The following is a 7,950-nucleotide window of genomic DNA, read 5'->3' as shown; positions in this document are numbered from 1 at the left end:
TACTTGACAGATTAATTCATTCATCACACAGAATTGAATTAAGAGGAGAAAGTTTAAGAAAAAAAAGTAAATTTGAAGTATGAAAAAATGATTTTATAAACTGAAATTTTGTCATATTAAAGCGTTCTTTAAAACCAAAATCTAGAGGGGTCAATATGGCCGGATTGAGGGGTCAACATGACCGGAATATCCATTTTAGAAACACTCTGATTGAATAACAATCCAGCTTGAACTATTGAGGCTTCAAAATCCTTTTTTTGAACAGAAAAGGAATATTCAAACCCATCAACTGCCTGATAGTTTTGATATGTATGTAAATCAGGTTTTTCAAAACTGTCTTTATCAAATGTAGTTTCGATATTTTTATTTTCTACTTGAAAATGAGGCTTAATTCGCAGCTTTCGTTCTTTTGCTTTTGTTATCGATAATATTTCAACTCCATTTTCGTAGTTCAATTCATTAAAGATCAATTTAAAGTCCTTATCATCACCAATAAAATAGTTTATTCCTCTAAATTGATTTAAAGTAATAGGCAGTTTAGGATTTGAAATCCCAGTTATTAAAAACAATGCTTCAAGAACAGATGTTTTTCCGCAATTATTTCTACCTACAAAAAGATTTACCCTTTTAAAATCATCAATCATTATTTTAGATAAACCTCTTAACCCTTTTATTGTTATCTTTTCGTGATGCATAGTTTTTTTTTCATTTTCCAAATCATTCAGCAAATATAGTCATTTGTGATTTGAATATACAATTATAAAAAAAGCCGAAATGAAAAACATCTCGGCTTTTTAAATGTTTCAAACAGATTCTATTTAATAACATTCATAGATTTTGCGCCAATAAAGTTTGGAGTAATCAATTTGTAGAAATAGGTGCCAGGTGCATAATCATTAGCATCGAGAACTACTGTATGCAAGCCTTTTGTATATTCTCTCCCAACAATTTGCTCTATTTTTTCGCCAAGCACATTGTAAGTATTAATTTCCAAATAAGTATCTTCAGGAATATAGAAAGAAATCTGTGTTTTATCGGCAAACGGATTTGGAACATTTTGCAGCAGAATTATAGCCAATTGGTTTGCATCTTGCAGCAATCCAAGTTTTCCGGCAATCGAAATTTTATTTGTTTCATAAAATTCATCTCCTTCAATCCAGTTTTCTACAGTCAGTGTATATTCGTATTGCTCGTTCCAGACTTTTATTGCGAATTTTTCATTATCTAATATTCCGTCAATTTCATCAGAATATTCATCATCTCCCCAAATTGAAATTGCCGCGTATCCACCTGTATAAACCGAAGCTCCTACAAGCTCATCACTTTCGTTGAAAATTCCAATTTCATCTCCAATTTTTACAAAAGGCTCAATATCCTCGAAGCTTGATTTTGGCAGCCCAAGAGTCATATTTACTCCCGTATTATGAATATCAATATAATGTTGATTTTGCGGAATCTGAACCGTTGCCTTGTTAATTTGACCATTTGCAGGGAAGATTAGCGTATCTGCATTACCCATTTTTACACTATATCCTTTTCCTGGTTCCATATTACCAATATTGTTGAAACCAAAATATGGCCAATATACATAACCTTTGTCGTCTTTCACAATAACAGTATTTGGAGCAATATCACTAAAAACATCGATAATTGATGCTTCGTCAATTCTCAAATAGCCAATCATACTATATCCGGAAGGTATTGGTACAGGTGTTTCTAATGGATCGACTGCCGGTCCAACAATAGTTAATGAATCGGCATTGAGCATATTCACCTGATATCCTTTTCCAATATTTATATCACCAATTAAATTAATGCCCTGGCTTGGCCAATATACCATTCCAAGATCATCTTTTATCAGCATTACGTTTGTAGAAACTGCTTGCATAAGATCGCCAATATTTAGTGCATTGGGGGTGAGGAATGTAGAGAACATGCTCCAACCTTGATCTAAAGGAATTATTTGCCAGCTTGCAATATTTGCCTCGCTTGCAATATCGACATGTGAACCATCGGCTTGAACTCCACCGGCAGATGTTACAATGAAACTAACATTTGAGGTATCGTATCCTGCCAAAAATTCCATAGAAAACTGCATAATACCGGTAGTATCATTTTCTCCACCACTTGCATTTTGCTGGTTGAACTTGGTCAAACCTATGAAAAGTTTTTGTTGAGCAGAATCGATAGTAAAGAATGACATTAAATCTGTAGTAATGTTACCTAACCAGCAGGTATCGAAACTAACTTCTATGGAATTCCATATTATTCCTTCGGCGCCAAGCAATTCAATTTCGTAACCCAATCCGTAAAGGTTGTTGTCGTATGTGGGTTTACCTAAATCCTTAGTAGCTCTACGAAGTCGGACACGTCCTTTATGGCGGCTGGTTTTACTACCATCGTCTTCCCAACCTATATTCATGAACCAGACAGCATCGTTCTTATCAGGCTGCTGGTAGTGGCTGTGTGCAAAATTTTGATATATTGCTTCAATATCTAATAAATTAATCACACCGTCTCCGTTACAATCGCCATGTTTGTTATTTGTTCCATCTAGCTGATATGTTGACCAGTTTTGAGCAAAATGTCCTGTCCAATATGTACTTATTTCAGCACGGTTGGGGCCTGCTAATCCATAATTCAGACCAATTTTAAGAATATCGTAGTTATTTGCTTCTAAATCGTTATTCGCATCTCCTGGCCACACACAAGAAATCAGACATGGATTTGCGATAGAGTTACCAATTCTGACTTCATTACAATAAGTTTTTACCAGACCGTTTATAGTGGTTGTGGTAAGACAAACTGCATAATAACCTGTATCGGCATATGTATGTGAAGGATTTTCCTGATATGAAGTTATTCCATCTCCAAATTCCCAGAACCAACTATTTTCATCGAATTCTCCTTCCGATTCGTTATTGAAATGAGCTGTTGCGGTAATTGAATCTGCAAAATAAGTATAGAAAGCATAACTACTATTACTTACATCGCCTACTGCAATTATTTTACTATATGTTTTTTGGCAACCAAATAGTATTTGACTTAGCGAATCGCATACTATTGGAGGCAAAGGAGGGAAAAACTCCGAACAATCGAAGCTTGTCTGAATTGTAAGACTAACTCTGAAATAACCGGAATTTGCAAAAGTATAAACCGGATTTTGAGAAATATTTGCAAACGAATTGTCATCAAAATCCCAATACCAGGAATCCGGATCTCCAAATGATTCATCGGCAAAATGAATTGTTAAACTATCATTTATGTCAGGGAAATAGGTAAAATCAGCTTTACAACTTGAGGTTGGGTCACCTACAGTAATTATATCGCAATATGTATCGAAGCATCCAGTACTTGTATCCAATACACACAAGCATACTTCGTAATATCCATCCTCTTCATAGATATGAACAGGGTTTTCCTGATTTGAGTTATAACCATCGTCGAAATCCCAGAAAATTCCTGAATATGAACCTACAGCATCCTGAGTGAAATAAATAGTTTTATCATTGGGGACATAAGTAAATTCAGCATTACAAATAATAACAACAGGATCGACAACCACTACATCCTGGCAGAAGGTATTCTGGCATTGGCTAACAGAATCGTAAACTGTTAAACATACATAATAATATCCGGCATCAGAGAAATTATGAACCGGATGTTCAAGACTTGAAAACTGACCATCGTCGAAATCCCAGAAGAAATTAGTGAATGTTCCGAGAGAAAGGTTAAGGAATGTTACTGTGGTATCTTCCGAGAAGAAAATGAAATCGGCATTACAGGAAACAACTATCGGATCTTCTACCAAAATATTCTGACAATAGTTATCCTGACAACCTGAAACAGAATCGAAAACTGTTAAGCAAACATCGTAGAATCCGCCTGTAGCATAAATATTTACAGGATTTTCAACATTTGAATATTGTCCATCACCAAAATCCCAGAAGAAATCAGTATAAGTACCGAAGGATTCGTTAGAGAAAGTTACAGTCGTATTTACTGGGAAAAACTCAAAATCGGCATTACAAGTTACGATCACAGGGTCTTCAACAATAATATTTGTAGAATAAATATCCTGGCAACCGCTTATTGAGTCAAGAATTGTGAGTGTTACTACATAATAATCTCCATCCTCATAGTGATGAACAGGATTTTCCTCGTAAGAGAAATATCCATCGCCAAAACTCCAAAGGAAATCGGTAAACGAGCCAGTTGAAATATTTGAAAAACTTACAGTTGTATCGACAGGGAAGAACTCAAAATTGGCATTACAACTAACAATAATTGGGTCTTCGACAAGAATATTTTTACAGAAAATATCCTGACATCCACTTATTGTATCGAATATTGTAAGGCAAACATTATAAAATCCACCGTTTTCGTATTGATGAACTGGATTTTCTAGTGTTGATTGAGTTCCATCACCAAAGTTCCATAGGAAGTTAGTAAAAGTACCGAATGAAAGGTTGGCAAAAGTAACACTTGTGTCGATTGCAAAATGCTCAAAATTTGAATTACAGGAAACAACAACCGGGTCCACTACATAAATAATTGTACAATACATATCCTGACATCCACTAACAGTGTCATAAACTGTAAGACATACTTCGTAGTAGTCTCCGTGGTCGTAGTTGTGAACGGGGCTAAATTGGCTTGAATAAAAACCATCGCCAAAGCTCCAGTGGTAATTTGTGTAAGTTCCGTAAGAAATGTTCGCAAAAACAACCGTAGTATCATCTGGGAAATATTCGAAATCGGCATTACAGCTTACTACAACAGGATCTTCAACATAAATTACCTCACAATAAGTATTTTGGCATCCACTCAACAAATCGTAAACAGTTAAACAAACCTCGTAGTAGTCTCCATTTTCGTAATGATGAACTGGGTTTTCTGAAGTTGAATATGTTCCATCACCAAAACTCCAACTGAAATTTGTGAAAGTTCCAGTAGAAATGCTTGTAAATGAAACTGTTGTATCGACAGGAAAATATTCAAAATCGGCATTACAAACTACCACTACCGGATCTTCAACATAAATTATATCGCAGAAAATATCCTGGCAACCACTAACTGTATCGAAAATAGTCAGACAAACATTATAATAATCTCCATGGTCGTATTGATGAACCGGTTCTTCTTCATAAGAATAGAAGCCATCACCGAAAGACCAGAAGAAATCCGTATAGGTTCCTAATGAATTATTCTCAAAAAATACAGTAGTATCAATAGGGAAATAAATGAAGTCGGAATTACAGGTAACTACAATCAATTCTTCAACAAAAATCATTTCGCAATAATTGTCAGTACAGCCACTTATAGAGTCGAAAATTGTAAGACACGCTTCAAAGAAACCTCCATTCTGGTAATGATGAACAGGATTTTCTGAATTTGAAAAGTTACCATCACCAAAATTCCAATAGAAATTTGTGAAATAGCCTTGTGCAAGATTATTGAAACTTACCGTAGTATCTACTGGGAAATATCCAAAGTCAGAGTTACAAGTAATCACAATAGGATCTTCAACATAAACAACTTGGCATGAAATTGATTGGCATCCACTCAATGCATCATAGGTAGTTAAACATACATTATAAAAATCGCCATGGTCATAGTGATGAACCGGATTTTCAAGATATGAAACCGAACCGTCGCCAAATTCCCAGAAATAATCGGTAAGCGTACCACTTGAATTGTTTGTGAAAGTTACGGTGGTATCTATGGCTGAATAATTAAAATCAGAGTTGCAGGTAACTATATTTGTGTCCTGAATTTCTATAATTTCGCAATATGAATCCTGACAACCTGTTATGGTATCAAATATTGACAGACAAACATTGAAGAATCCTCCCTGTAGATAATAATGTACAGGGTTTTCTTCGGTAGAAAATGAGAAATCATCAAAATCCCATAAAAATTCTAAATCGGAGCCTGAGGCAAGGTTTTGCATTGTAATGGAATCCCCGAGAATACTATATGAATAATCAGCATTGCAAAGTGGTTGTGTAATTGTTACTGAATTTATTTTTTCGCATAAATTGGCATCAGAAACTGTAACATAGTATGTACCAGCTATTAAATCTATTGCAATTTGGTTTGTTTGACCAGCTGCATCGCTCCAGGCATATGAATATGGAGATACTCCCCCGCTGGCTACAACTGTAGCTGTACCATCGTTTCCACCGAAAACTGAAACATTGGTTTTATACATTGTGGTCTGAAGCATAGTAGGTGAGAATATTTCGAAATTTTCGTTTACGATACATCCAAACACATCTTCGATAGTTAAATAGTAGGTGCCAGGTGCGAGATTGCTAATAAAACTATCTGTTTCGTTATTCGACCATATGAATGAGAACGGAGGATCGCCACCATTTGGGATTACCTCAATACTACCATCATTCTGTCCTAAACAAAGAATATCGTTTTTGTTTACTATCAAATCGAAGCCAATAGGTTCACCAAGTGTAATTTGTTCTGTTGCAACACAATTGTTCAAATCTGTTACTGTAATTGAATATGTTCCTTGCGGAATAGTATTCAAATCTTCGGAAGTTTCAGAATTATCCCAAGTGTAGGAATATGGCGCTGTTCCACCGCTAACAGAAATATCAATTGAGCCATCGCTGTAACCAAAACAAGACACACTATTTTCTACAAAAGTGATTTCTAAAAATTCTGGACCTGACACAGTGAAATTTTCATTCTCCTCGCATCCAAATTCATCAACAACTGCAATTGAATAATTCCCTAAATACAAATTGTCAATATCTTCGCTTGTTTCCAAATTCGACCATAGGTAAGAATGATTTCCTATTCCACCGGCTACACTAATATCGATTGCACCATCGTTGTTTTCGAAACAGGTGGTATTTGTAATTTGCTCGGCGATTGTAATTTCAGGCAATTCCAGAATAAAAAACTCATCAATAGTTTCGCAGGAATTATCGTCGCTAACACTTACAATATAAGTTCCGCCACTCAAATTGTTAATATTTTGAGTGCTTGCTCCGTTTGACCATAGATAATTATATGATGGTTCACCACCACTTACAAGTGAATTGACAAATCCATTGTTGCTTGCATAACAAATTGTATCTGAACCATCAAGCGCAATAATTAGCTCATCAGGTTGTTCAACGGTTTTTGTTACATTTTTAATACAGTTATTTGCATCTGTAATAGTGAGTGTATAGGTTTCGGTAACAAGGTTATCTGCATCTTCTGTAGTTGCTCCATTCGACCATAAAAAAGTATAAGGCTGGCTTCCGCCAAGAATAGTAACATTAATAGAACCGTCGGCAAATCCATAACAACTCACATCCTGAACATTAGAAAAAACAGTAAAAATACTAGGCTGACTCAAATTGTAGTTTCTAATCTTCGTACAGTTATTGTCGTCAGTAATTGTAACTGAGTAATTTCCTGCATCTAAATTATCAATATTTTGAGTAGTTGCAGTGTTAGACCATACAAACTGATACGGTGTTACACCACCAGTAATTGTTAAAGTGATTGAACCATCCGAATTTCCATTGCAGGTTGGGTTTTGCTCATTCCCACTCACAACTATCTTGTCAGGTGAAGTTATAGTTGCACTAATTGTTTCGGTGCAGCCATTTAGGTCGGTAACAGTAAGTTGGTAGGAATCGGCTGTGATATCAGATAGGTCTTCGGTTGTTGCATTATTTGACCATAAGAAACTATATGACGGGCTACCACCTGTAACTTCAATATCAATTTCACCGGTATTTTGGTTAAAGCATAAAATATCTGTTGTTGAAATTAACTCTAATTCTATATTAGTTGGTTCATCAACAAAATAACTTCCTAAAGCTTCGCAGCCGCCCATGTCAGTTACTGTTACAGAGTAGTTTTCTGTAATCAAATCAGAAATATCTTCAGTTGTTGCTGAATTATTCCATGAGTAAGAATAAGAACCCCATC

At 35.4% G+C, this 7,950-nt stretch carries 2 protein-coding genes; both read right to left on the bottom strand.

The features are described from left to right. Window positions 1-128: 128 nt before the first annotated feature. Window positions 129-716 (bottom strand): AAA family ATPase, encoded by a 588-nt coding sequence (locus HN894_04720; protein MBT7142620.1) that lies wholly within the window; start codon window positions 714-716, stop codon window positions 129-131. Window positions 717-814: 98 nt separating this feature from the next. Further along, the coding region (locus HN894_04715; GenBank protein MBT7142619.1) for a PKD domain-containing protein at window positions 815-7,950 on the bottom strand (7,136 nt) is incomplete at its 5' end.

This window comes from Bacteroidota bacterium, from assembly GCA_018692315.1.
Classification (GTDB): Bacteria; Bacteroidota; Bacteroidia; order Bacteroidales; family JABHKC01; genus JABHKC01.
This window is presented reverse-complemented; position numbering and strand designations above follow the sequence as displayed.